Origin of the sequence: Exiguobacterium sp. SH0S1, assembly GCF_004337165.1 — a bacterium.
GTDB classification, from domain to species: Bacteria; Bacillota; Bacilli; order Exiguobacteriales; family Exiguobacteriaceae; genus Exiguobacterium; species Exiguobacterium aurantiacum_A.
This window is the reverse complement of the sequence record NZ_SJVC01000001.1, coordinates 904,159-928,976: the sequence shown is the minus strand read 5'-3', so window position 1 is coordinate 928,976 and position 24,818 is coordinate 904,159. Positions and strand designations below refer to the sequence as shown.

The 24,818-nt window shown below is 54.3% G+C and carries 29 protein-coding genes; 24 read left to right on the top strand and 5 right to left on the bottom strand.

Translation table 11 applies throughout. The features are described from left to right. The first annotated feature begins 24 nt into the window (after positions 1-24). The 6 genes from EVJ20_RS04755 to EVJ20_RS04730 are packed head-to-tail and all read left to right on the top strand — an operon-like array spanning position 25 to position 6,929. Positions 25-1,146, top strand: coding sequence for a Glu/Leu/Phe/Val family dehydrogenase (locus EVJ20_RS04755; protein WP_131463720.1), 1,122 nt, complete (start codon positions 25-27; stop codon positions 1,144-1,146). A gap of 1 nt (position 1,147) precedes the next feature. Next, positions 1,148-2,239 (top strand): butyrate kinase, encoded by a 1,092-nt coding sequence (gene buk / locus EVJ20_RS04750; protein WP_131507191.1) that lies wholly within the window; start codon positions 1,148-1,150, stop codon positions 2,237-2,239. Then, a complete protein-coding gene (lpdA, locus tag EVJ20_RS04745; protein ID WP_131490369.1) occupies positions 2,223-3,632 on the top strand; it encodes a dihydrolipoyl dehydrogenase in 1,410 nt (469 codons plus the stop codon). Before buk ends, lpdA begins: the two co-directional genes overlap by 17 nt. Before the next feature lie 23 nt (positions 3,633-3,655). Further along, positions 3,656-4,654 carry a thiamine pyrophosphate-dependent dehydrogenase E1 component subunit alpha gene (locus EVJ20_RS04740; protein ID WP_131507428.1) on the top strand — a complete coding sequence of 333 codons (999 nt, stop codon included), beginning with the start codon at positions 3,656-3,658 and terminating at the stop codon, positions 4,652-4,654. Beyond that, positions 4,654-5,631 (top strand): alpha-ketoacid dehydrogenase subunit beta, encoded by a 978-nt coding sequence (locus tag EVJ20_RS04735; RefSeq protein WP_131507189.1) that lies wholly within the window; start codon positions 4,654-4,656, stop codon positions 5,629-5,631. Before EVJ20_RS04740 ends, EVJ20_RS04735 begins: the two co-directional genes overlap by 1 nt. Positions 5,632-5,642: 11 nt before the next feature. Then, entirely contained in the window at positions 5,643-6,929 is a 1,287-nt protein-coding gene (locus EVJ20_RS04730) for a dihydrolipoamide acetyltransferase family protein (protein WP_131507187.1), read from the top strand. A gap of 41 nt (positions 6,930-6,970) precedes the next feature. Here the strand turns inward: EVJ20_RS04730 and EVJ20_RS04725 are convergent, their stop codons facing one another. After that, positions 6,971-7,747, bottom strand: a complete 777-nt coding sequence (locus EVJ20_RS04725; RefSeq protein WP_070327070.1) for a sporulation protein — start codon at positions 7,745-7,747, stop codon at positions 6,971-6,973. A 99-nt stretch (positions 7,748-7,846) separates the two neighbouring features. On the opposite strand from EVJ20_RS04725, the gene EVJ20_RS04720 reads away from it, so the two are divergent. From EVJ20_RS04720 to EVJ20_RS04685, 8 genes are all read left to right on the top strand, one after another. Beyond that, the gene (locus tag EVJ20_RS04720; protein ID WP_070327071.1) at positions 7,847-9,031 is read left to right on the top strand and encodes a class I SAM-dependent methyltransferase; all 1,185 of its coding nucleotides are present in this window, start codon (positions 7,847-7,849) and stop codon (positions 9,029-9,031) included. Between the two features lie 34 nt (positions 9,032-9,065). Beyond that, the gene (locus EVJ20_RS04715) at positions 9,066-9,494 is read left to right on the top strand and encodes a BrxA/BrxB family bacilliredoxin (protein ID WP_070327072.1); all 429 of its coding nucleotides are present in this window, start codon (positions 9,066-9,068) and stop codon (positions 9,492-9,494) included. A gap of 59 nt (positions 9,495-9,553) precedes the next feature. After that, complete coding sequence (locus EVJ20_RS04710; RefSeq protein WP_071397702.1) at positions 9,554-9,895, top strand: DUF952 domain-containing protein; 342 nt, start codon at positions 9,554-9,556, stop codon at positions 9,893-9,895. Positions 9,896-10,076: 181 nt separating this feature from the next. Further along, positions 10,077-10,868 (top strand): transporter substrate-binding domain-containing protein, encoded by a 792-nt coding sequence (locus tag EVJ20_RS04705; RefSeq protein WP_131463712.1) that lies wholly within the window; start codon positions 10,077-10,079, stop codon positions 10,866-10,868. 56 nt (positions 10,869-10,924) lie between these two features. Then, positions 10,925-11,584, top strand: a complete 660-nt coding sequence (locus tag EVJ20_RS04700) for an amino acid ABC transporter permease (RefSeq protein WP_201738347.1) — start codon at positions 10,925-10,927, stop codon at positions 11,582-11,584. Continuing rightward, a complete protein-coding gene (locus EVJ20_RS04695) occupies positions 11,581-12,303 on the top strand; it encodes an amino acid ABC transporter ATP-binding protein (RefSeq protein WP_070327076.1) in 723 nt (240 codons plus the stop codon). Before EVJ20_RS04700 ends, EVJ20_RS04695 begins: the two co-directional genes overlap by 4 nt. A 38-nt stretch (positions 12,304-12,341) precedes the next feature. Next, positions 12,342-13,016 carry a metal-dependent hydrolase gene (locus tag EVJ20_RS04690; RefSeq protein WP_131463710.1) on the top strand — a complete coding sequence of 225 codons (675 nt, stop codon included), beginning with the start codon at positions 12,342-12,344 and terminating at the stop codon, positions 13,014-13,016. Further along, the gene (locus EVJ20_RS04685; protein WP_131507427.1) at positions 13,016-13,603 is read left to right on the top strand and encodes an HD domain-containing protein; all 588 of its coding nucleotides are present in this window, start codon (positions 13,016-13,018) and stop codon (positions 13,601-13,603) included. The genes EVJ20_RS04690 and EVJ20_RS04685 overlap by 1 nt, the downstream gene beginning before the upstream one ends. A 33-nt stretch (positions 13,604-13,636) precedes the next feature. Here the strand turns inward: EVJ20_RS04685 and fadH are convergent, their stop codons facing one another. Beyond that, entirely contained in the window at positions 13,637-14,407 is a 771-nt protein-coding gene (gene fadH, locus EVJ20_RS04680) for a 2,4-dienoyl-CoA reductase (RefSeq protein WP_201738976.1), read from the bottom strand. 90 nt (positions 14,408-14,497) lie between these two features. Continuing rightward, positions 14,498-15,580 carry an N-acetylglucosaminidase gene (locus EVJ20_RS04675; RefSeq protein ID WP_236633717.1) on the bottom strand — a complete coding sequence of 361 codons (1,083 nt, stop codon included), beginning with the start codon at positions 15,578-15,580 and terminating at the stop codon, positions 14,498-14,500. 67 nt (positions 15,581-15,647) lie between these two features. Between EVJ20_RS04675 and EVJ20_RS04670 the strand changes: the two genes are divergently transcribed. After that, positions 15,648-16,646 (top strand): aromatic acid exporter family protein, encoded by a 999-nt coding sequence (locus EVJ20_RS04670; RefSeq protein ID WP_131490366.1) that lies wholly within the window; start codon positions 15,648-15,650, stop codon positions 16,644-16,646. A gap of 171 nt (positions 16,647-16,817) precedes the next feature. After that, positions 16,818-17,948: a M20/M25/M40 family metallo-hydrolase gene (locus EVJ20_RS04665; protein WP_131463704.1), complete on the top strand. Its 1,131-nt coding sequence runs from the start codon at positions 16,818-16,820 to the stop codon at positions 17,946-17,948. Positions 17,949-17,993: 45 nt separating this feature from the next. Here EVJ20_RS04665 and EVJ20_RS15205 read toward each other — a convergent pair whose 3' ends face one another. Next, a complete protein-coding gene (locus tag EVJ20_RS15205) occupies positions 17,994-18,167 on the bottom strand; it encodes a hypothetical protein (protein WP_167615642.1) in 174 nt (57 codons plus the stop codon). 74 nt (positions 18,168-18,241) lie between these two features. Here EVJ20_RS15205 and rnz point away from each other — a divergent pair, with 74 nt between their 5' ends. Genes rnz through EVJ20_RS04630 form a run of 7 tightly spaced genes read left to right on the top strand, consistent with a single transcriptional unit; the run spans position 18,242 to position 22,903 of the window. Beyond that, entirely contained in the window at positions 18,242-19,147 is a 906-nt protein-coding gene (gene rnz / locus EVJ20_RS04660; protein ID WP_131458475.1) for a ribonuclease Z, read from the top strand. A gap of 1 nt (position 19,148) precedes the next feature. After that, positions 19,149-20,039 carry a hypothetical protein gene (locus tag EVJ20_RS04655; RefSeq protein ID WP_071397691.1) on the top strand — a complete coding sequence of 297 codons (891 nt, stop codon included), beginning with the start codon at positions 19,149-19,151 and terminating at the stop codon, positions 20,037-20,039. Beyond that, on the top strand, positions 20,036-20,449 hold the full coding sequence (locus EVJ20_RS04650) for a DUF4430 domain-containing protein (RefSeq protein WP_131507185.1): 414 nt from the start codon (positions 20,036-20,038) through the stop codon (positions 20,447-20,449). The genes EVJ20_RS04655 and EVJ20_RS04650 overlap by 4 nt, the downstream gene beginning before the upstream one ends. Beyond that, positions 20,427-21,104: a hypothetical protein gene (locus tag EVJ20_RS04645; RefSeq protein ID WP_131490364.1), complete on the top strand. Its 678-nt coding sequence runs from the start codon at positions 20,427-20,429 to the stop codon at positions 21,102-21,104. The genes EVJ20_RS04650 and EVJ20_RS04645 overlap by 23 nt, the downstream gene beginning before the upstream one ends. Further along, a complete protein-coding gene (locus EVJ20_RS04640; protein ID WP_131504714.1) occupies positions 21,064-22,026 on the top strand; it encodes an ATP-binding cassette domain-containing protein in 963 nt (320 codons plus the stop codon). The genes EVJ20_RS04645 and EVJ20_RS04640 overlap by 41 nt, the downstream gene beginning before the upstream one ends. Further along, complete coding sequence (locus tag EVJ20_RS04635; RefSeq protein ID WP_131439815.1) at positions 21,999-22,544, top strand: hypothetical protein; 546 nt, start codon at positions 21,999-22,001, stop codon at positions 22,542-22,544. Before EVJ20_RS04640 ends, EVJ20_RS04635 begins: the two co-directional genes overlap by 28 nt. Before the next feature lie 32 nt (positions 22,545-22,576). Then, the gene (locus EVJ20_RS04630) at positions 22,577-22,903 is read left to right on the top strand and encodes a hypothetical protein (RefSeq protein WP_131464896.1); all 327 of its coding nucleotides are present in this window, start codon (positions 22,577-22,579) and stop codon (positions 22,901-22,903) included. Between the two features lie 60 nt (positions 22,904-22,963). Here EVJ20_RS04630 and EVJ20_RS04625 read toward each other — a convergent pair whose 3' ends face one another. Beyond that, positions 22,964-23,758: an SDR family NAD(P)-dependent oxidoreductase gene (locus EVJ20_RS04625; protein WP_236633370.1), complete on the bottom strand. Its 795-nt coding sequence runs from the start codon at positions 23,756-23,758 to the stop codon at positions 22,964-22,966. A 148-nt stretch (positions 23,759-23,906) separates the two neighbouring features. Between EVJ20_RS04625 and EVJ20_RS04620 the strand changes: the two genes are divergently transcribed. Next, positions 23,907-24,809 carry a peptidase U32 family protein gene (locus tag EVJ20_RS04620; RefSeq protein WP_131507183.1) on the top strand — a complete coding sequence of 301 codons (903 nt, stop codon included), beginning with the start codon at positions 23,907-23,909 and terminating at the stop codon, positions 24,807-24,809. Positions 24,810-24,818: the final 9 nt, after the last annotated feature.

Here is a 24,818-nt window from a genome sequence, read left to right as displayed (position 1 = left end):
CTGATGACTCAGGAGGAATAAAAAATGATGGAAACAAACATGGAACCACGCTTTCGAATTTTTGACGTATTGCAGGCTGAAGACTATGAGCAGATCGTATTTTGCCAAGATCAAGCATCAGGCTTGAAAGCGATCATCGCGATTCATGATACGACGCTCGGACCAGCCCTCGGCGGACTGCGGATGTGGAATTATACATCAGAAGAAGAGGCGCTTACAGACGTGCTACGTCTCGCCAAAGGGATGACGTACAAGAATGCGGCGGCGGGACTCAACCTCGGCGGCGGGAAAGCCGTCATTATCGGGAACGCGAAGACGGACAAATCGGAAGCATTGTTCCGTGCCTTTGGCCGCTACGTCCAGTCGCTCAGCGGCCGCTACATCACGGCTGAAGACGTCAACACGACCGTCGCCGATATGGACTTCATCCATATGGAGACCGACTACGTGACGGGCGTCAGCCCAGCGTTCGGCTCGAGCGGCAACCCGTCTCCTGTTACTGCGTACGGTGTCTATCGCGGCATGAAGGCGGCCGCGAAGTGGAAGTTCGGTTCCGACTCGCTCGCCGGCAAGACGGTCGCCGTCCAAGGTGTCGGGAACGTCGCCTATAATTTGTGCCGCCACTTGCATGAGGAAGGCGCGCATCTGATCGTCACGGACATTAACGAAGACGCACTCAAACGTGCCGAGACGGACTTTGGGGCGACAGTCGTCAAACCGGATGAGATTTATGCGGTCGAGTGTGACATCTTCGCGCCATGTGCGCTCGGTGCGGTCATCAACGATGCGACGATCCCGCAACTGAAAGCTCAAATCGTGGCCGGTGCGGCCAACAACCAACTCGCTGAAGACCGTCACGGCGACGTGTTAGAGGAGCGAGGCATCTTGTACGCACCAGACTTCGTCATCAATGCCGGCGGTGTCATCAACGTGGCCGATGAGCTCGAAGGGTACAACCGCGAGCGGGCCATGAAGAAAGTCGACTTGATTTATGACAACATGCAGCGTGTGTTCGAAATCGCTGAACGGGACGGGGTGCCGACTCACGTCGCGGCAGAGAAGATGGCCGAAGAGCGCATCGAGATGATGTCGCGTTCGCGCAGCCAGTTCTTGAAAGTCGAAAAGAGCCTGTTAGGTGGGCGCTAACATGACGAGACAACTCGTTCTAGCGATCAACCCGGGATCGACGTCAACGAAAGTCGGTTTATTTGAGGGCTCAGACGAAATTTTGTCGAAAACGGTCCGCCACGGAGAAGATGTCACAGGATTGTCACTCCCGGAACAATTGCCTCACCGGGAGCGAGAAGTACGGGACTTGTTAATTGAATCAGGCATCGCCGGCGAATCGTTGTCGGCGATCGTCGGTCGCGGCGGACTGCTCGCCCCAATGACTTCGGGGACATATGTTGTCAATGAACTCATGCGCGAAGATCTCACGAGCGGGCGCTACGGCGTGCACGCATCCAACTTGGGCGGCTTGATCGCCCATAAGCTCGGTGAATTATTTCAAGTACCGAATTTTATCGTCGACCCGGTAGTCGTCGACGAGATGCATGACCTCGCTCGAGCGACGGGCATGCCAGAAATCAATCGACGGAGCATCTTCCACGCCTTGAATCAAAAAGCCGTGGGCAAGCGCTTTGCCGCAGAAAATGGAAGCGATTACAATGAGCTCAACTTGATTATCGCGCATCTCGGGGGCGGCATCACGGTCGGGGCGCACGCGTCCGGGAACGTCATCGATGTGAACAATGGACTCGACGGGGACGGTCCGCTCGCACCGGAACGAGCCGGCTCGATTCCTGTTGGACAGGTAGTAGAACTATGTTATAGTACCAGGTATAATAAAAACGATATGAAACAGAAAATCGTCGGTTGTGGTGGACTGTATGCGCACCTCGGAACGGTCGACGCCATCGAAATCGAAGACCGGATGACGGCAGGTGACGATAAGGCCGCACTTCTCTATGAGACGATGGCGTACCGAGTCGCCCAAGAGATCTCCAAGCACGGGGCCACGCTGTCCGGGAACGTCGATGCCATCATCTTGACGGGCGGGATCGCCTACTCGGATTGGCTGACCGGGAAGATCAAAGACCGGGTCGGCTACTTGGCACCCGTCCACGTCTATCCGGGTGAGGATGAATTGAAGGCGCTCACGGAAGGGGCCCTTCGGATCATCCGGCAGGAAGAAGCTGTAAAAGCATATGAGGGGGATACACATGGCACGAGAATTTGATGTCATCGTCATCGGCGGCGGACCTGGTGGTTACGTCGCCGCGATCAAAGCGGCGCAGGCCGGTAAGCACGTCGCGATCGTCGAGGCGGAAAAACTAGGCGGGACATGTCTACATAAAGGCTGCATCCCGACAAAAGCGCTCTTGAAGGCAGCGCACGTCTATCAAACGGCGAAACATGGCGAAACGTATGGCGTAGAAGTCGGGACGGTCACGTTCAACATGGGACGGGCACAAACGTTCAAACGAGAGCTCGTCTCCGGCCTTGAGAAAGGCATCGAGCACTTGATGAAGCAAGGGAAAATCGAAGTGTTCCGCGGCAAAGCCTCGATCTTGGGACCGAGCATCTTCTCGCCCCAACCGGGAACGGTCGCGGTCGAGGATGAAACCGGCGAGTCGGAGCTGTTGTTGCCGAACCAGTTGATCATCGCGACGGGATCGATCCCCCGGGAGCTCCCAGGGTTGCCGTTCGATCATGAGCGCATCCTCAATTCAGACGACTTGCTCCGGTTCGAGCAGTTGCCGACGTCCATCGCCATCATCGGAGGCGGCGTCATCGGCGTCGAATGGGCGTCGATGCTGATCGACCTCGATGTCGACGTGACGCTGATCGAGGTCGGCGAACGTCTGTTACCGCTCGAAGACAAGGCCGTCTCGCGAGAAGTCGAGCGACTGCTCAAGAAGCGCGGCGTGCGTGTGAAGAAAAATGTGACGGTCGACCCGGAACGGACGACCGTGTCAGCGGACGATGTCGCGCTCGCGGTCGGTGACGAACAACTTACGGTCGACTGTGTGCTCGTCTCGATCGGTCGGATCGCGAATACGGAAGACCTCGGGCTGCAGAACACGTCGATCATCGTCGAGAACGGCGTCATCCAAGTCGACTCGCAATATCGGACGAAAGAACGTCACATCTTTGCGATCGGTGACTGCATCGGTAAACTCCAGCTCGCCCACGTCGCGTCAGCTGAAGGTGTCAAAGCGGTCGAAGCGATTCTCGGTCAAGAACCGACACCGCTCGACTACAACGTCATCCCGCGCTGTGTGTACGGTGTACCCGAAGTCGCATCGGTCGGATTGACCGAAGAGGCGGCAAAAGTAGCGGGACACGTTGTCAAGACGGGGACGTACCGTTTCAACGGTCTCGGAAAAGCCCGGATCGAAGGACAAGCCGACGGATTCGTCAAGCTGATCTCAGATTCGGACACTGACGACCTGCTCGGAGTGCACATCGTCGGACCGAAAGCGACAGAACTGATCACGGAAGGCGGGCTCGCCCTCGTCTTGAACGCGACGGCTTGGGAGATGGGTCAGCTCGTCCACCCGCACCCGGCACTGAGCGAAGCATTCCAAGAAGCGGCGCTCGCCGTGGACGGGTTACCGATTCACGCCTAAGGAGGAAACAGGAAATGGAACAAATGACTGTGAATTCATATGAAGAGCTCGGCTTGTCGAAACAAGACCTCACCGCGATGTTTGAGACGATGGTCCGGGCCCGTAAAATCGATGAACGGATGTGGAAATTGAACCGGGCCGGGAAAATCCCGTTCGTCGTCTCGTGTCAAGGACAAGAAGCGGCCCAAGTCGGGGCGGCGTTCGCCCTCGAGAAAGGGACCGACTACATCCTTCCATACTACCGGGACGTCGCCGTCGTCTTGCATTTCGGTCAGACGGCGCGTGACTTGATGTTGTCGGCGTTCGCCAAAGCGGAAGACCCGAACTCGGGCGGCCGGCAAATGCCAGGTCACTTCGGCTCGAAACAACTTCGCATCGTGACGGGGTCGTCTCCGGTGACGACGCAAGTGCCGCACGCGGTCGGTGTCGCGCTCGCGGCCAAACTGAAAAAAGATGAGCTCGTCACGTTCGTATCGTTCGGTGAAGGCTCGTCGAACCAAGGGGACTTCCACGAAGGGGCAAACTTTGCCGGCGTGCATAAACTTCCGGTCATTTTGTTCTGTGAGAACAACAAGTACGCGATCTCGGTACCGCTGTCGAAGCAACTCGCCTGCGAGCGCGTCTCGGACCGGGCGAAAGGATACGGTATGCCAGGAGTGACGGTCGACGGGACAGACCCGATCGCCGTCTACGTCGCCGTGAAAGAGGCGCGCGCCCGCGCACTCCGCGGAGAAGGTCCGACGTTGATCGAGGCGGAAGTCGAACGGCTCGTGCCGCACTCGTCAGATGACGATGACAAGGCGTACCGCTCGTCAGAAGAACTCGCCGAACTGAAAAACCGCGACGGGATTCAATTGTTCCGGAAGCGATTGCTCGAAGATGGCGTCGCAACCGAGGCCGAACTCACAGACATCGAGACGAAAGTCGACGTCGAAGTGAACGAAGCGACGACGTACGCCGACAAGGCGCCTTACGCGTCACCGGAATCGACGATGGACCACGTGTACGAGGGGGATAACTGATGAAAACGTTTATTGAAGCGATCAACGAAGCAATCCATGAAGAGATGGAACGCGATGAGAACGTGTTCGTGCTCGGTGAGGACGTCGGCGTCCGCGGTGGTGTCTTCCGGGCGACGCAAGGCTTGATTGAAAAGTATGGTGAGGACCGTGTCATCGATGCTCCGCTCGCTGAAAGTGCGATCGCAGGCGTTGGGATCGGTGCGGCCATGTATGGGATGCGGCCGATCGCCGAGATGCAGTTCGCCGACTTCATCATGCCGGCCGTCAACCAAATCGTGTCCGAGGCGGCGAAAATCCGTTATCGCTCGAACAATGACTGGACGTGCCCGATGGTCATCCGGGCGCCGTTCGGAGGCGGGATCCATGGCGCGCTCTATCATTCACAGTCGGTCGAGGGCATGTTCAACTCGACGCCTGGTTTGAAAGTCGTCGTCCCGTCCGACCCGGTCGACGCCAAAGGACTGCTCAAGGCGGCGATCCGTTCGAACGATCCTGTCCTCTTCTTTGAGCATAAACGGGCGTACCGCTTGTTAAAGGCGGACTTACCGACTGACGACTATACGGTCGAGATCGGCAAGGCCGCCGTCAAACGCGAAGGCGACGACGTGACGATCATCACGTACGGCCTCTGTGTCCATATGGCCCAAGAAGCCGCGAAGACGCTCGAGGCGGAAGGGATCAGCACGCATATTTTGGATTTACGCACGGTCTATCCGCTCGATCAAGACGCGATCGTCGAAGCCGTCAAGAAGACGGGTAAAGTCCTGCTCGTGACCGAAGACAACAAAGAAGGCAGCATCATCGGGGAAGTTGCAGCCATCATCGCCGAGAAAGCGCTGTTTGAACTCGATGCGCCGATCGAACGCTTGGCAGGGCCGGACGTGCCGGCGATGCCATACGCGCCACCGATGGAGAAGTATTTCATCGTATCCCCTGAAAAAATTGCGGAGCGGGCCCGTCAGCTCGCTGCGTTTTAAGGAGGGGTCTTATGGAACAGACGATCAAGATGCCACAACTCGGGGAAAGTGTGACCGAAGGGACGATCACGACATTCCTCGTCAAGCCGGGCGACCGGGTCGAAGAGTATGAACCACTCGCTGAAGTCATGACCGATAAAGTGACGGCCGAGATCCCGGCGACGAGTGCTGGGATCATTAAAGAGCTGTTGATTGGTGAAGGCGATACCGTTAGCGTCGGCACGCCGGTCTTGACGATGGAAGTCGCAAGCGCTACCGATGAGCCCGCCGAATTGACAACTGAAGACACGAAGCAGCCGGAACAGGCTGCGGTCGTCGCGACCGTTCCAGTTTCCGCGCCGCCGCGTAATAGAAGCGCGAACGGGCGTTTCTCACCGGCCGTCATCCGTCTCGCGAGTGAGAATGATATCGATTTGGATCAACTCGACGGCTCAGGACTCGGTGGCCGGATCACGCGCAAAGACGTCCTTCGTTACTTATCGGAAGGTCGTCCGCGTCAACCGGAACCGGCGACGCAAGTGAAGCTCGATGTGCCAGAAACCGTCACGAAGCCTGTCGTCGCGCCAATGACCGCTTCGACACCGAGTGAATCGTCAGACCGTATTGAGATGATCCCGACGGCGGGTGTCCGTCAAGCGATCGCGAGCAACATGGTCCGCTCGAAGCACGAGGCACCGCACGCGTGGCTCATGATCGAAGTCGACGTGACGAACCTCGTCGAGGCGCGCGCCAAATTGAAAGATGAGTTCTTCGAACGGGAAGGCGTCAAGTTGACGTTTATGCCGTTCTTCATGAAGGCGGCGGTCGAGGGTCTGAAGAAACATCCGATGATGAATTCGGAGTGGGCCGGGGACCATATCAAAGTCCATAAAGATATCCATCTATCGGTCGCCGTCGCGGCGAACGATGCGCTCTACGTCCCGGTCATCAAGCATGCGGACGAGAAGAACATCAAAGGGCTCGCCGTCGCGCTTCAAGACGTCGCCGGCCGTGCCCGCGCAAACCGCTTGAAAGCCGACGAGATGCGTGGCGGCACGTTCACGATCAACAATACGGGCGCTTTCGGATCGATCCAATCGGCCCCGATCTTGAACTACCCGCAAGCGGCGATTCTCTCGGTCGAATCGATCGTGAAACGTCCCGTCTGGGTGAACGGTATGTTCGCGGCACGCGACATGGTCAACTTGTGCATGTCGGTCGATCACCGCGTCCTCGACGGTCTCGTCGCCGGACAGTTTTTACAGGCGATTAAACAGTCGCTCGAATCAATCGACCCGAACACGTACACACTTTATTGATCCAAAAAGGAGCCACGGACGCATGTCCGTGGCTCCTTTCGTTAAATTGACCGTTCAATCAATGACTCGATGTCGCGGCGAATACGTTCGGGCGAAGATAAGTCGGCCTGTGAGTAACTGAGCCGATGTGTCGACTCATCGGTCCCGGTTAAGTCGGCGAATAGACTGCCTAAACTATGGACGCTCTTGTCGACTTGGATCAACAAGTCGAGGCTCGTCTCGTCTTGCAGCAAGATGACCTCGAGTTCGTCGAGCCGACGTCCGAAACTTGTGCCGTTCGGCGAATACTCGAGCTCTTGAGCGATTGGGAGTCGTCCCGAGCGATGTCTGGCCGGCAGCATCTCGGTGTCGGCTTTTTTTAGCCGGAAACCGATATCGTCGAGCACGTCGAGGATGACTTGCTGCTCGCGGTTCGGTTTGACGAGAATCGAGTCCTCGTCTTTCGGGTCGACCGCTTGGGCGATATCGAGGCCGGTCTCGATCCATGTCTTCGACTGGCTGACGGAGATCGGTGTGTTGAACGGCACTTCGATCGTGAACGGGATCTCTTTCACTTCGTCCGGTCCGATCATGAATGGTGCCTCGTTCAACAGGATTTTTTCGATCGTGAACGTCGAATAGGTCGTCTTGTCATTGACCTCGTGCTTGTAGAGCGTATTGAAGAAAATGTAGATACGGTCGACCGATTGTTCGACGTTGCCGCCTTTGATGTGGACGACCCCGTCGAGCGTACCGCCGGGAACGCAACTGTTCTCCGCCAGGCGCGTATCGACAGTCGCAGCCCCGATTCCAATCGATGAAAGTAACTTTTTAAACATATGGTGATCCTCCTTTGACGTTTGCACGTGTTCGTGTAATAGTATGTACGGATGCACGTTTAAAAAGTTTCGCAACTACTTAAAAAAAGGATGAATCAAGTGGAATATACAGATTTGATGGAACGGCTCAACGGTCTGATCGAAGATGGGGAGCTCGTGACGGCGACAATCAGTCAACCACGTCAAAAATCGAGCGATTTACGCCGGGTGAAACTGAAGCCGGTATTGTTGAAAGATGAGTACCACATACAGTTTGAATACCAATTTGAGCGCGTCATGAAACATAAAAATTTACGTACGGAAGAAGCGATCGCAGAGCTTGGACAGCTGCTCGAAAACTTCCGGCAAGGACAGTTTCAGCTGAAAGCGACCGAGCTCCATTTCCAACTCTCGAAAAAGTTTAAAGTAACGTATAAAGAGCGGCCAACGGACGTGAAGCAAGTGAAACTGACGCACAACCGCGAAAAGCAGTACGTGTTGCCGGTCGATGAGCCGGTCCCGTTCCTGATTCGCCTCGGCGTCCAGTCGGCAGATGGGAAAGTGAAGCGTCAGAAGTACGATAAGTTTAAACAAATCAACCGGTTCCTCGAGTTCATCGAGGATTCGATCAAATACCTCCCGACCGACCGGACTGTCCGGATTCTCGATTTCGGTTCGGGCAAATCGTATCTGACGTTCGCCTTGTACCATTTCTTGCATGAGATGAAAGGGTATGACGTACACATCACCGGGCTCGATTTGAAGAAGGAAGTCATCGAGGAGTGCGCCGGGATCGCCCGCGACCTCGGCTACGAGCGGCTCGAGTTTCTCGTTGGGGACATCAATGAATTTGAAGGCGAGTCGGCGGTCGATATGGTCGTCACGCTCCATGCCTGCGACGTCGCGACCGACATGGCGCTCGCGCGAGCGGTCCGCTGGGGGGCGAAAGTCATCTTGAGCGTGCCGTGTTGCCAGAAAGAACTGAACCGGCAACTCGAGGCGCCGAGCCTCGACGTCATGCTTCAACACGGCCTCGTCAAGGAACGGTTCGCGGCGCTCGCCACCGATTCGATCCGGGCCGAACTGCTCGGTCTCGTCGGCTATGAAGCGCAGTTGCTCGAATTTATCGACATGGAACATACACCAAAAAATATTTTGATTCGCGCCTATTTGACGAACCGCGAAGCGACCGAAGAGCAGCGCGTCCGCTACAAAGCGTTCAAGTCGTTACTCGGTGCGGACCCGTTCCTTGAAGGTCAGTTGAGCGATAGACTTGTCCTAACCGATCCACAAGACGTAAAATAAGAAAGATAAGACGAAAGTCGAAAGGGGAAACAATATGGATTTTCAATTATACTTTCAAGATGTAGTCGAACAGGCACGCAATGAGGTACGGGCAGCAGGATACACCGAACTGACGACACCGGAAGAAGTCGATGCGGCACTGAAAAAAGAAGGCAAGACGCTCGTGCTCGTCAACTCGGTATGTGGTTGCGCCGGTGGGATCGCTCGTCCGGCCGCGGCCTATGTGAACAAGATGGAAGGCACGAAACCGGATCAGTTCGTCACCGTCTTCGCCGGACAAGACCGGGAAGCGACGGACCGGGCTCGTGAGTATTTCGAAGGGTACGCCCCGTCGTCACCATCGATCGCGCTACTCGAAGACGGAAACATCGTCACGATGGTCGAACGGAGCACGATTGAGTCGTCGACGGCTGAAGAGCTCGTCGAACAGTTACAGACGTTGTTCGATATTTATTACGCGTAATCAATGTGTGGGCGCAAAGGCTTTGCCTTTGCGCTTTTCCTTAAGAAGGGATCGATCGAATGGAACCAGTCGTTAAAATCATGAGCGAGGCGGAATATGCGATCGCCTTGTCGCGAGGTGAGATCAACGAAGAATCGCTCCAAACGGAAGGATACGTTCGTTGCTGCACCCCGCAACAGATCAGCAAAGTCGCGAGGCGCCACTATCATGGGGAGCGGGTCGTGCTCGTCTCGTTCCATATTGGGCGCCTCGGTAGCTTGCTCCACTACGAGCTAGATGAGGACGGAGATCGCTATCCGCACGTATATAGCGCCATCCCGATCACGTCGGTGAAACGGGTGCAACCTTATGGGTCGACAGATAACGGTACGGTCACGTATTTCGCTTACGAGCGGATGTGACCGTAATTTTTTTGATTTTTATGCATGAATATACTTTACAATTAATAATTATGTGTATATAGTGGTTGAAGACAAGTCAGACATATGAAGAGCGAAAGAACTATTGAGACAGAAAAACAAATATGTCATAATTTTGTTAAAGTTCTGACAATTCCATCTTATTGAAAAGGGGAAAATGAACATGAAAAAAAGTTTTCTAGCATTATGTATCGCAGCACTGGCTGCATTTTCGGTCGCCTGTGGCGCCGACGTCAATGAAGGCGGGTCATCGTCGACGAATGAGGAAGACGACAAAGTCCTCGTCATGGGGACGAGCGCGGATTACTTCCCTTATGAGTTCGTCGATACGGCGAGCGGTGACGAGATCGTCGGATTCGATATCGACATCGCCAAACAAGTGGCCGACAACATGGGCTATGAATTGAAAATAGAAGATATGGACTTCGGTAGCTTGCTCGGGGCCTTGAACGCCGGACGCGTCGATTTCGTCATGGCGGGCATGACGCCGACTGAAGAGCGGAAAGAGAACGCCGACTTCACAGATATTTACTTCACGGCGAAAAACTTGATTCTATCAAAAGGCGACGCGATTCAAACGCTTGAAGACCTAGACGGGAAACAAGTCGGCGTCCAGCTCGGTTCGATCCAAGAAGGGATTGCCAAAGACCAGATCCCCGGCGCGGAAATCGTCGCCTTGAACAAGATCCCTGAGATCATTCAAGAGATCAAGACAGGCCGCATCGACGCAATGGTCATCGAAGACACGGTCGCGAAGAAGTACCTCGACCAAGACAGCGAGCTAGCGACGTTTGAAATCGTTGACGAAGAAGAAGCCGGCTCGGCCGCGGCTTTCCGTAAAGACGATGAGCTCCGCGATCAGTTCAACGAAGAGTTGAACAAATTGATCGAATCAGGAGAAATCGAGAAGTTAGCTCAAAAATGGTTCGAAGAAGAGGCAGCACCAGCTGAATAATTATGGATTAAGGCTGACTGAAAACATCAGTCAGCCTTTTTTAGGAGGAACTTATAATGGATTTTAGTCGGATTTATGATTCTATGCCGTACATTCTTGAAGGGATCCCGGTCATGTTCCAAGTCGTGCTCGTCTCGGCGCTGTTCGGGATCACGTTCGGTGTCGTCGTGGCCACGTTCAAGATTGTGCCGAACCGTCTCGTCAACTTCATCGGACACGCCTACACGGCCGTGTTCCGGGGAACACCGCTCATCTTGCAACTCGCCATCATCCACTTCGGCTTGCCGCAGTTGACGGGATTTATCACGACACCTTATCAATCGGCCGTCATCGCCTTCTCGCTCAACTCGGCGGCGTACATCTCGGAGATCATTCGGGCCGGGATTCAAGCGGTCGACAAAGGCCAGTGGGAAGCGTCTGACGCACTCGGTGTCCCTTATGTCAAACAGCTGCGCTCGATCATCTTGCCGCAGGCGTTTAAAAACATCTTGCCTGCACTCGTCAACGAGATGATCACGCTCACGAAAGAGTCGGCACTCGTCTCGACGGTCGGCGTCCTCGATATTATGCGCCGGGCCCAAATCGTCGGAGGACAGAAGGCGATCTACTTCGAACCGCTCCTGTTCGCCGGTGTGATATACTTTACGATAGTAATGGTGTTGACATACTTTGGTCAACGTCTTGAAAAACGGTTAAGAAAGAGTGATGGCAGATGATACAAGTAAAGGATTTATACAAACAGTTCGGTGACCTTGAAGTGTTGAAAGGGATTACGACTTCGATTGAAAAAGGAGAAGTCGTCGCTGTCATCGGTCCGTCGGGTTCCGGTAAGTCGACGTTCTTACGTTGCTTGAACATGCTCGAAGTGCCGACAAGCGGAACGGTCAGCGTCGCCGGATACGAGTTGACGAAAAAAGGGGCCAACGTCTCGAAGGCACGGCAAAATATCGGGATGGTGTTCCAACAGTTCAACTTGTTTCCGCATATGAACGTGCTCGACAACTTGACGTACGCACCGATCAACGTGTTGAAAGTCAGCAAGGCTGAAGCGATCGAACGAGCGAAGACGTTGCTCGAGCGTGTCGGATTATCGGAGAAGATCGATGCTTATCCGAGTCAGTTGTCAGGCGGACAAAAACAACGTGTCGCGATCGCCCGGGCGCTTGCCATGGAGCCGAACGTCATGCTGTTTGACGAGCCGACGTCGGCGCTCGACCCGGAGATGGTCAATGAAGTGCTCGACGTCATGAAAGGACTCGCCGATTCAGGGATGACGATGGTCGTCGTCACGCACGAGATGGGCTTTGCCCGTGAAGTGGCTGACCGTGTCCTGTTCCTTGATGAAGGCATCTTGATGGAGGAAGGCAAACCGGCCGACCTGCTCCTCAACCCGCAGACGGACCGAGCCAAACGGTTCTTAGAAAAAGTCTTGTGATGACACGTTCCATCTGACACCAGAAAGGGAGGATTCGAATGAAGATCACTTACTATGGCCATGCGACAGTCCAGCTCGATATCGACGGAATGAGCGTCTTGATCGATCCGTTTTTGACGAGTAACCCGCATACAGACGTCGACCCGGCGACATTGACAGCCGACTACATCTTGTTGACGCATGCGCATTTTGATCATATCGAGGACGTCGAACTGATCGCGAAAGAAACGGGCGCGACGATCGTCGCGACACATGAACTCGCGACCTATTACGAGAAAAAAGGCTATTCGGTCCACGGCATGAACATCGGGGGCGGGTATTCCTTCCCGTTCGGCCGTGTGACGATGACGCAGGCGTTCCACAGCTCGAGCCTTGACATGGGCGACGTCCCGGTCTATATGGGGATGCCGGGGGGCTTCATCATCGAGACGAACTCGCTGACGCTTTACCATGCGGGTGATACGGCATTGTTCTCGGACATGAAACTGTACGGTGAACGGTTCGAGATCGACGTCGCCTTCCTGCCGATTGGGGACAACTTCACGATGGGGCCGGTTGACGCGCTCGATGCCGCCCATTGGCTGCAGGCGAAACGAATCGTCCCGATTCATTTCGATACGTTCCCACCAATCAAACAAGATGCACGTGCCTTCTGTGACCAGTTACATCAACGCGGTCTGTTGATCGAACCGAACACGACGATCGAGATTTGATGGCGCGTCAAGCGATTCAAGCGACCGAACGCTTCGTGACGAAGCTTCATACCGGGGATCATACCGGGCATGACATGAGTCATCTCGAACGGGTGCGTCGGCTCGCCGAACATCTCGCTGAAGGGATGGCGGTCGACCCGCTCGTCGTCACACTCGCGGCGCTGCTTCATGACGTCGAGGACGCGAAACTCGGTCGAGCCAAAGGGCTCGTCCGGCATCATCTCGAGACGATCGCCCTCAGTACAAGCCAGACGGATCACATACTCGCCGTCATCGCGGAGACGTCGTTCTCGCAAGGCAGACTGCCGACGACGCTCGAGAGTGCGATCATTCAAGACGCAGACCGGCTCGATGCGGTCGGTGCGATCGGCATCGCCAGGACGTTCCAGTATGCCGGATCACGTGGCACACCGCTCTATGATCCGGACGACCCGTCGAGCGCCATCGCGCATTTTAGTGACAAACTGCTCTTGCTCGCAGACGGGATGCATACGGACCGGGCGAAAGCGATCGCCCGCGACCGTCACGCGTTCATGACGTCTTTCTTGAAGCAGTTCGAGGCGGAATGGGTTGGCGAAGATATGTAAAACGGCCGAGGAGGGATCCTCGGCCGTTTGGCGTTAAAATGGATGTTTATTGAGCCAATGCCCGCCGTCGAGCGAGATGCATTCACCGTTCAAGTAACGCATCTCATCCGACGTCATCCAGAAAGCGAGGTCAGCGATCTCTTCCGGTGTCCCGAAGCGGCCGAGCGGGACGTTGCGGCGGATGCGCTCGACTTCTTTGACGTGGACGGCGAGTTTGTCGGCCCCGCCAGTCCGTTCGATCGGTCCCGGGCTGATCGCATTCACGCGGGCCCCGAACTGATAGCCCCATTCGACGGCGAGCGTCCGGGTCAAGTTCAGTACGCCTGCTTTAGCGGCGGCGCTTGGTGCGACACCAGCACCTGCCTGCCACGCGTACGACGCGACCATGTTGATGATCGAACCGTCACGGAGTTGTTCGCGCTCCCAGTGCTTTCCGAGGACGTGCGTACAGTTGAACGTGCCGTTCAAAACGATGTCGATGACACTCGTCCAACCGTTCGGTGTCAAATCGAGCATCGGACAGACGAAATTGCCGGCGGCGTTATTGACGAGCGCATGCACCGGACCGAATCGTTCGACAATCTGATCGAGCGCTTGGGCGCACGCCTCGTAATCGCGGACGTCGTGTTGGACGGGTAACGCTTGTCCCGCACCGATCGCCTCGAGTTCACCCATCGTTTCTTGCAGGCGCTCTTCGTTACGGCCGCTGATGGCAACGTTCCAGCCTTCGCTTTTAAATTTTAGCGCCATCGCTTTCCCCATGCCGGACGAACCGCCGGTAATCCAAATCGTTTTCAAATGAATCTCCCCCTTTGAATGAATGGTCGTTCATTTTTAGTATTCGGGTTTGACTCTAGGGATTCCTGCAAAAAAAAAGCGACGGCCGTTTGGCCGTCACTGGAGCTGTTCCAAATAGTTTAATCCGAGCTCGCGGTCGATGCGATACATCGTCCCGGCGACTTTCTCGCCCCAATACGGGTCCGAGGCGTAGAAGACGTTGACACCTTCTTGCTTGTTGCCGGGGAACGGGCCGCGGTCGTACGATCCGGTCACATACTTCTCGGCGAACAAGCGGGCCGCAGCATCGACACTCGCCTCGATTGAAGCGAACGTCGAGGCGTTGCCGCTCGGGTCGTCATCTGTCGCTTTGAACCCGAAGAGATTATTTTTATCGCGGGCGATCGCGGACGTCCCGTATCCCGACTCGTGACCGGCGACGGCGAGTAAGAACAGGGCGTTAATACCGAACTCGGCTTCGGCGTCCTTGAAGGCATCACCTTTTCCGGTGAGCGGACTGTCACCGAGCGTGGCGAGAAATTGATCGAGTTCGCGGGCCGAGTACGGCGATTTGGACTGAATCGAGGCGAATTGGTACGGTGAATCGAAGACGTCCCGGACGTTTTCGGTATAAAACCGGTCCGACGTTTCCTGCGGGGCGGGTCCGACCAAAAACGTCCCAGCCAAGTTCCCGTTCGCTTCAACGGTATGGAGCACTTGTCCGTCCCGCATCTCGTAATAGCCGCGTTTCTCGACGACGGCGTCCGGGTATAGCGTCATGTCGGCCAGCGGTACGTACACGTCGGCACCGGAGATGGTGACTCGCAAATGGTCAGAACCCTTTCCGACGAGCCTAAGCCGGGTGCCGCCGGCGACGTACGACTGCTGCTCCTTGAACGCGGCATCTTTATACAGGTTCGTGACCCGGTCAGTCGGCGTGACGGCGATGCCGGTGCCGGTAAAGTCGATGACTTCGCCGGACGGGCCAAGCAAGGCGCGATTGCCGCCGCGTTCCATATAGGTGCGGGCTTCAGCGAGCGACTCGAAGTGACGGGACGAGACGTCACCATCTGCGAACGTCTCGACGGTGTACGTCCCGTTGCCTCGCTCTTGTAACCAAAGAAAGCCGAAGATGGCAAGTGCTAAGCTGAGCAGGGCGGGCAAGAGCCGGCGTCGTTGTTTTTTCTTCAATAGGATCACTTCCAAACTTGAGGATTGCCAAACAGAGAAAACTAGTAAACAATTTTGTATGAGAGGAGGGAATGATATGAAAATTGGTACACGTACGTTAAAGACGGCGGTCGCGGCTGGGATCGCGATGCTCATCGCTGAGACGATCCATCTCGATTATTACGTCTTCGCGGCCATCATCGCCATCCTCAGTATCCAAGAGACGCGCAAGAAGTCATTTCGGGCCTCATATGAACGTGTCATGGCAAGCTTGCTCGCCATCGGGATGGGCGCGTTGATGTTCACGCTGCTCGGCTATTCGCCGGCGACGCTTACACTTTATTTTGTCATGTTCATCCCGCTCGTTCAACAGCTCAAACTGCAGGACGGCATGATCACGAGTGTCGTCATCTTGACCCATCTGTACACCGAAGGACGGTTCTCACTCGACTTGTTCTTGAACGAACTCCTGTTGATCGCGATCGGGGTTGGCGTCGGACTCGTCGTCAACATGTATATGCCGACGCTCGATAAAGACATCGAGCGCATTAAAGAGAGTATCAACCGGGCGCTCGCGGTCCACTTCTATGACGTCGCAGCCTGTGTCGAGACCGGGGTGTACAATAACCATTCGATGATGCTGTTGAAGACGCGTGACTATTTAAAGAACGGGAAAGACTTGGCCCTCCGCCGGATGGGAAACTCGATCGGGAAGCGCAACGAAGACATGGACTATCTATACTTCCGGATGCGCGAGCGCCAGTACGACATTTTGAAGCGGATTGCTGATAATGCGCGGGAGATCACGATGGTCGTCAATGAGGCGAAACCCGTCGCCACATTTTTACGCCGCGTCGGCGACAACGTCAACGAGCAGGCTGACGCCTCGGCGTTTCTTCGCGAGCTCGAGGAAATCATCGACCATTATCGAAAAAACGTACCTCTCCCCACATCGCGTGAGGAATTTGAGGTACGCTCGTCGCTGCTCAATATTTTGTCAGATGTGAAGAGTTACTTGATCTTGAAAGAACGGTACATTCTCCTGTTACAGGAACATGGCCATCCCCGACAAAAACGTGCTAAGCAAGAAGATTGATACGATGACGACGACGCCGATTTGAATGATGCGTTGTCGTTTTTGTTGTTTTTTTCTCATGAGGATCCTCCAAAACGTGTTTGACCTCATTGTACAGAATGGAAAAGGTTCGTGCAAACGACATGAGTTTGTTATAATAACCAAGAAATGTTTGGATGGAGGGATGTTTTTATGGTAAACGAGACACGTGTGCTGGACACATTTTTACAGTTGGTCAGCATCGATTCAGAGACAAAAGAAGAAGCGGTCATCTGTGAGCATTTAAAGTCGGTCTTCACAGAACTCGGATGTGACGTCTACGAAGACGACGCATCGACAAAAACTGCGCATTCAGGAAACAATCTTATCGTCACGTTGGCTGCGACGAAACAGGGCGTTGACCCGATTTACTTCACGGCCCACATGGATACGGTCACACCAGGTAAAGGCATCAAAACGAGTATTAAAGACGGTTATATCGTCACAGACGGGACGACGATTCTCGGTGCCGACGACAAGACGGGGCTTACAGCGATGATCGAACTCGTTCGGGTCTTGAAAGAGGAGGCAATTCCACACGGTCAGATCCAGTTCGTCATCACGGTCGGTGAAGAATCGGGTCTCGTCGGTGCGAAAGTGCTCGACCTCTCGAAAATCGATGCGAAATTCGGTTTCGCCCTCGACTCGGACGGACCGGTCGGCGATATTATCGTGGCAGCTCCAACCCAAGCAAAAGTGAACGCGAAAATTTACGGGAAGACGGCCCACGCCGGTGTCGCCCCAGAAAAAGGCGTCTCGGCGATTCAAATCGCAGCAAAAGCGATCGCAAAAATGAAGCTCGGCCGGATCGATGAAGAGACGACGGCTAACATCGGACGCTTCGAAGGCGGACGCGCGACGAATATCGTCTGTGATTACGTCGAAGTGCTCGCCGAGGCCCGTTCGCTTATCCACGATAAGATGGAAGCGCAAGCTGAAGCGATGAAGCAAGCGTATATCGAAGTTGCTGAGACGCACGGTGGTCGTGCTGAAGTCGAGATTGACATCATGTACCCGGGCTTCAAGTTCGAAGAAGGCGACGAGGTCGTCGAAGTGGCGAAGTCAGCGGCGACAGCGATTGGACGTCCGATTCGTATCCTTCATTCGGGCGGGGGCTCAGATGCGAACGTGATCGCCGGTGGAGGCATTCCGACGGTTAACCTTGCTGTCGGGTATGAAGAAATCCATACGACGAACGAACGCATGCCACTCGTCGAACTGTATAAGTTAATTGAACTCGTTGTTGAAATTGTCGAGCAAGTCGCAACACGGGAAACAAACTAAAAAAAGAGCCGACGCTAAGTCGGCTCTTCCTATGTGTTCGTGTGTTTATGCGGCGAACTCCAACGATTCTAAGACGAGTTCGTCTGAGCAGTGAAGTTCGGTCGCTATGTCGTGAATTCGGATCGAGGTGCCTGCATCTTGTTGGTGTTTGCGATTCATTGAAGTCGCTCGTTCCCGAATCACTTCATACAAAGCATCGGAATGTTCAACTTTATTCATCACGGATCACATCCTTTTCAACGAGTGACTCAAGTATAGCATGGATTAGGCTAGCAGAAAGGACAAATATATTTATGAAGTTACATTTTTTAGGAACTGGTTCAGGCATGCCTTCGAAACAACGGAACGTTTCCGGGCTCGCACTTACATTGCCTAAACAGACGTGGCTGATCGATTGCGGGGAGGCGACCCAGCACCAGATTCTCCATACCACGATCAAACCGCGAAAAGTATCGGCTGTTTGGATCACGCATCTACACGGGGACCATGTCTTCGGGTTGCCAGGTTTCTTATCGACGCGTTCCGCCCTCGACGGAAAGGATCCGCTCACGCTGTACGGGCCGCGTGGCATCAAGCAATGGCTCGAGCTGACGTTGAAACTGACCGGTTCATATTTAGGCTATGACCTGACGATTGTCGAATATGAGGACGGGGACACGTTCGAGCAAGACGGTCACCTCGTCACGGTGCGGAAGCTCGCGCATCGCTTTCCATCTTACGGGTTTCGCATCGAGGCACCGGCGCGTCCGGGGACGCTCCTCGTCGACAAAGTGAGAGCACTCGGTATTCCGAGCGGTCCAGTCTATCGGACAATCAAACAAGCAGACACGTTTGAATTTGCAGGGAAAACATACGCGTCTAAAGAATATGTCACAGAATCGGTCCGTGGAGCGATCGTCGCCATCTTAGGGGATACGACTCCGTGCGAGAATGCATTCGTGCTCGCACAAGCTGCCGACGTTCTTGTCCACGAGGCGACGTTTATGCAAGGGGAGTCAAAACTTGCGAGACAGTATGGTCACTCGACGACGGTCGAAGCCGCAAGGCTCGCGAACGAGGCGGGAGCGGGCCGGTTGATCGTCACCCATATCTCGGCCCGCTACCAAGGCCGGGAAGCAGAATTTGAGGCCGAGGTCGTGTCTGGGTTTGCGGATAGCCATGTGGCAACCGACTTTTCCGAGTTTATAGTGGGGGATTGATGTGACAATACAACTATACGTTTGGCTAGGTTTCATCGTCATCAGCCTGTTGCTAGGTGTAAGATTGAATCAGTTGAAAGAGCCAGAACCGAACTTTTTCGCCAAGTTCTTATTCTACTCGTTGCTCGGAATCGTTTCGTTTCCGATCGGCGGGTTTCATATCCCAATCGGATTTTTGATGTCATTCTTGTTCTTTCCAAAACGAAACAGCCGGTATAAATGGTACGGGGCGCTCGTCGGCTTCTTCTTCTTCATCGTTTTACTGTTCGTACCTTTGTTCGACCAATCCGAATTCCGGGCCGAATCTCAACAAATCGGGCCGGTGTCGGTGCAAGACGAGTCGTTCGACCGGATGACAGATACGATTTTACGCCGGATCAACGGCGAGGTGATCAAGCTCGATCGTAGCAAGATGATTGTCGACCGGGACGGTGAACTGCAGTCACTCGAGTATTTGCTCATGGTCGAACGCAACAGCTCGTTCCAGCAAATCCGCATCAACTATGACGACTCAGGGGAACTTGAATATCGTCAAGTCGATGAGATGAACAAAAGTTCCGGTCGAGCCTTTTTCGAGAAGCTCGTTGACTTCGAACACGTGATCGAAGCCGTACGGGGGACAGCGTGGGAAGACTTTGCCAAACAAGTCGAGGCACCGCTCTTGCAGCTCTCATTTGACGGACTGTATGACATGTACACGTTCGAGAACGAAGCGATGCTCATGATCAACCGGGACGGACGAATCGTCAAATTCTGGCTCCAGCGCGAACCCGTGCTCGCCAACAGTATTCAATTGACCGGTTTGACCCGTGAAGGCAGAACTACAGGCGAAAAATATACGATTCTTTACAACTACTCTATCCACCAACGAGAGGATTTGACGGATCAATGAAAAAAATGCTCATCATGGGTATGATGATACCTTTATTGGCAGCTTGTGCTGGAGAAGAGACATCGAACGGACAAAGTGAGTCTTGTGACGTCGAACCGACGATTTCCGTTTACGACGCGTCGACGGAAGAGACGCTGTACCATGAGAAAAGTGTCTGCCTAGAGGATGGGGCGACGGTGTTCGATGCCCTCAAGGCGACAGAATTGCCGATTGATTCGGTCGGAAGCGGGGAGATGACCTACGTCACGGCAATCGACGGGATTCAAGAAAAATCGGCCGGTCAGTCATCTGGCTGGGTGTACGCCTTTAACGGCAGCCCTGGCGATGAAGGGGCGGCTGCAAAAGAAGTCGAGTCCACCGATATTATCCAATGGCGGTTTGAAGAAGATGCGATTTCTTTCTTCGAATGAGGCGGATTGGGAGCGTAGACATGCTGTCACGCTCCTTTTCTTTCTACTCGTCCATCTGTACGTCTTGATCCATGTGAACGGTTCGTTAAGTCTGCTCGCCGGGCTGGTCTTGTTGTTACTGTTGGAGCGGCGCTTTCCCGTCGCGATGCTCGGTCTGCTTGTCGCATTCGCGCTGATCTCGCTCGCACCGATTTTGCTCCAGTGGGACGTCTCCATCCGTGCGCTCAGCGACCAAATTGTCCGCTTGGCGACGTTTTTATTCGGAATGGTTTGGGCGAGCCGTTTCATGCGATTAGAACGGCTATTGCCGCTCTTGCGACGCTTTCCGCAATCGACCCGGTTGCTGTACGGTGCTTGGGCGCTCGTCCCGTCGATGGAACGGGCCATCCGTTTGTCGCTCCGCAGTCACCAGCGACAAGATTGGCGAGAAGCAATCGTGGTCGGGATTGACAGCCAGCGCCGTGAACCCGTTTACGCGTTGCCGCGCCTACGTTCATTCCAAGGCGATGATCTCGTTCATCTGTTCATCCTGTTTATTTGCTTTGTGGCGGCGCTTAAGTGGTCACCACTCATCTGGTTGCTTTACCCGTATTTGACGAAAGGAGGGGTGCGAGATGCGTTGGTTATCCTCAGAGCACGGACGTCAGCAAATTGAGGAGTGGGTCGCTTCAGAGCGGGCCCATATCGTCAATCTCGATGACCCGCTCGCCGGTTCGGTCGCCTCACTGCTCGCCGGTGATGATGCGATGCGCGGCGCCGAACTGGCAGCTCTCTTGCAAATCGATCATCTGTCCAAAAAACGATTTGATGAATGCTCGAGCGGAGAACAACAACTCGTTCGAATCGCTCACGTGCTCGGCGAAAATCCCGATGCGCTCGTTCTCATCGAGCCGTTCCGTTATCTCGATCGATTCCGAAGCGAACACTTGTCGATGCTGCTTCGGCGGCTAGGACAGCTCGGGATTAGCGTCGCTTATACGGACCGGTCGCGTGAAGGCGGTGCAACACATGCGTTTACGGTCGTAAAGTCGTCTAGTGAAGCATCGATTAACGTCAAAGACGTTTCCTATCGTCATCCGTTGCAACCCACCTACGCGGTCGAACACGTGTCGTACCGGTCTGACGGACCAGGGTTAACGGTGTGCATCGGGACGAACGGCAGTGGCAAGTCGACACTCCTAGAACTGATGGCGAAGAGTCTGCGTCCGCTATACGGGAAAGTGAAGTTATCAGAGCGGCCGCTCTATCTTCCGGCAGACCCCGAGTACGGACCGTTCCCAAAATCGTTGAATCGACGGGTCGAACAGTTGCAGGCGGTACTCGCGTCCACGTCGTCACTCATCGTCCTCGACGAGCCGACGGTCGGACTGTCGGAGAACGAACGCGACGCCTTCGTTGCGGCAATCGTACAAAAAGCCGAGACGGCGCGTGTTTTATGTGCGACCCACGATGAACGCTTGATTGCGGCGGCAGGTCATGTCTTATGTATGGCGAGCGGAGCGGTCGTGTTTGACGGCACGCGCGAACAGTACGTGGATCGGAGTACGTTATGGTCACTTACGTCCTCGCCCTCATAACCGCGTTCGCACTTTTGTCGAAGTTTGAGCGGACGAAGTCACCTATTTCTGTATTGACGCAGCTTCTTGCGCTCGCCGTCATCGGACGGTGGCTTTTCATGGCCATACCGAACGTGCAACCGACGACCGCATTATTGATGCTGACCGCGCTCTATTTTGGATGGACGAGTGCAGGCATGCTCGCTTTATTCGTCCCGATTTTATCTGGACTTTTACTCGGGCTCGGTCCGTTCGTTTTGTATCAGTTTCTCGGTTGGCTGCTCGTGATCACGCTCGTTTACTTGTTACGACCGATCTTGTTACGGTCGCGCATGTTACTTTGGTCAATCGGGCTCGGCTCTGGTTTTTTATTCGGCTGGACGGCGAACTTGTCGTTCGCGGAAGTGATTGGAGCCGACTTTATCAAATTGCTCATCCTTAGCTTGCCGTTCGATTTGGCGCATGGAATCGCAAACGTCTTCTTTTTGATCGTCCTACATGATTTATTCGTTCGCATATTTGTCCGAGAAGACGGGTAAACATGAGTACTACTCGAGTGAGGTGGTTGAGCATGGGCGGATACGTCAATATGTATGAGATCGGTTTGTTCCTCTTCATCGGACTATTGTTTATGGCCGTCAATATCTTCTTGATGTCGCGTCGGCTCATTCGGACACGATACGCGATGTTGAGCATCCTCGCTTCTAGCGTCTGGCCGGCACTGATGATCGTCTTGTCCGTTCAAAACGTCAATCTTCTCGAGGAGCTACGAGCCCGAACGGTCACACTTGAAGCCGTGTTCGCCTGGTCTCTCGTCGTCACGACGGCGCTCATGACGGTGATACCAGCTTTTATCTTTATTCGACGTCTGATTCAGCTGTCACGCCATGGCGACTGATTCCTCAACCTAAAAAAGCAGAGCGACTCAAACGTTTGAGTCGCTCTGCTTTTTTTAGGTTCAAGATGTCGGGAGCTGTTCGACCGAGGCATCTGTCGGTTTTTGGAATCGACGTAAAATTTCGAGACTGACCGCTCGCGGCATAATTTTCGCGAGTCCGACGAGCGCTTGGTTCGACAAACCTGGGATGATGACCCGTTTATTTTTCATGACGCCCTTATAACCGAAGAAAGCGACGAGATGAGACGGCATTTTCGATACCATCATTTCACTGCCGGCCCGGTTAAAGAAACCGGTGTCGGTCGGACCCGGGCAAAGGACGCTGACGTTTACGCCTGTGCCTTTCGTCTCGGCATGGAGCGCTTCTGTGAGTGATAAGACGTACGCTTTCGTCGCGTAATAGACGGCCATATACGGTCCCGGCTGGAATGCGGCGACAGAGGCGACATTTAAGACATAGCCGTGATTGCGGGCGACCATGTCAGGCAAGTACGCTTTCGTCAACTCGGTCAAGGCGTTGACGTTCAACCGGACCTCTTCGGCCTCGGTTTCCGCATCGAGCTCGATAAACTCGCCAGCCGTACCGAAACCAGCGTTATTGATTAAAAAATCGACCGTGAGCCCGGCGTCGTCAATCGCGTTCGTCAACCGTTTCACGGCGTTGTGTTCAGATAGGTCGAGTGCGAATACGTGCACGTTAATCGTGTATCGTTTTTCAAGCACTTTTTTGAGTTCATGTAACCGTGGCTCGCTACGAGCTACGAGAATACAGTCAAATCCATCTCGGGCCGCTAAGACGGCGAGATCTAGGCCGATGCCAGTCGAGGCACCGGTAATCAAGGCTGTTTTTGTCAAAATCGTCCACTCCTTCAATTAAAAAGTCATACATTGTTACTGATTTCTTCACCAGTTGTTAAATTCCTGCTTCGTCGACACGCTTGAACGTGTGCTAAAGTATATCAAGAATATGTGATTAGACTCACAAAGTCAGGAGAAAAAACAGATGATGATTCAGCTAGTTACTACAGCACAAAGCGTCGAACAAGCAGAGGCGCTGATCATGGCGGGGACAGACCGTCTATATATCGGAGAGTCGACGTTTGGTTTACGCCATAAAGGTGACTGGTCGCTTCCTGCTGTGAGAGAAGTCACAGCGCTCGCCCATCGTTACGGCAAAGAAGTGACGGTTGCCGTCAACAATTTGATGCATAACGATCAAATCGAGGCGTTGCCGGATTATTTACACGCGCTCAAGCAAATCGGGATCGACAGTGTGACGGCGGGCGATCCAGGTGCCATCCGCTTGATCCGTAATGCCAATATCCCCTATTGGTACGATGCTCAAACGCTCGTCACGTCGGCGCGACACATTCAATTTTGGGGTAAGCGCGACGCCATCGGGGCGGTCGCGGCCCGTGAAGTGACACTGACCGAACTTGGGATGATTCAACAGCAGATCGGGCTCCCCGTCGAGGTTCAAGTGTACGGACCAACATGTATCCATCACTCGAAACGACCGCTATTGACGAACTATTTCAATGAGATCGGTCGGTCGAGAGGGGACGCGGAAGCGCGCGAGTACTATATGAGCGAACCGTCTGATGCGGACAGTCGCTATCCCGTCTACCAAGACGACAATGGGACGCACGTCTTCTCCGAAGATTTGACGCTCATGGGTCAATTGCCGGTGCTCTTAAAAGGCGGACTGCATACGTGGAAACTCGAAGGATGGCATGCCGGGGACGCGTTCGTCGACATCGTCCGTCTGTTCGACAAAGCCCGGTCCGATTTGTTGAATGGCCAGTTCGACCGCACGCTCATGGAACGGCGTCTCGCCGAACTCCAACCTGAACAATTCCGGCTTGGGACCGGACTGCTGTTACGAAATCCAGAAGAGATCAAGTGAGGGGATCAA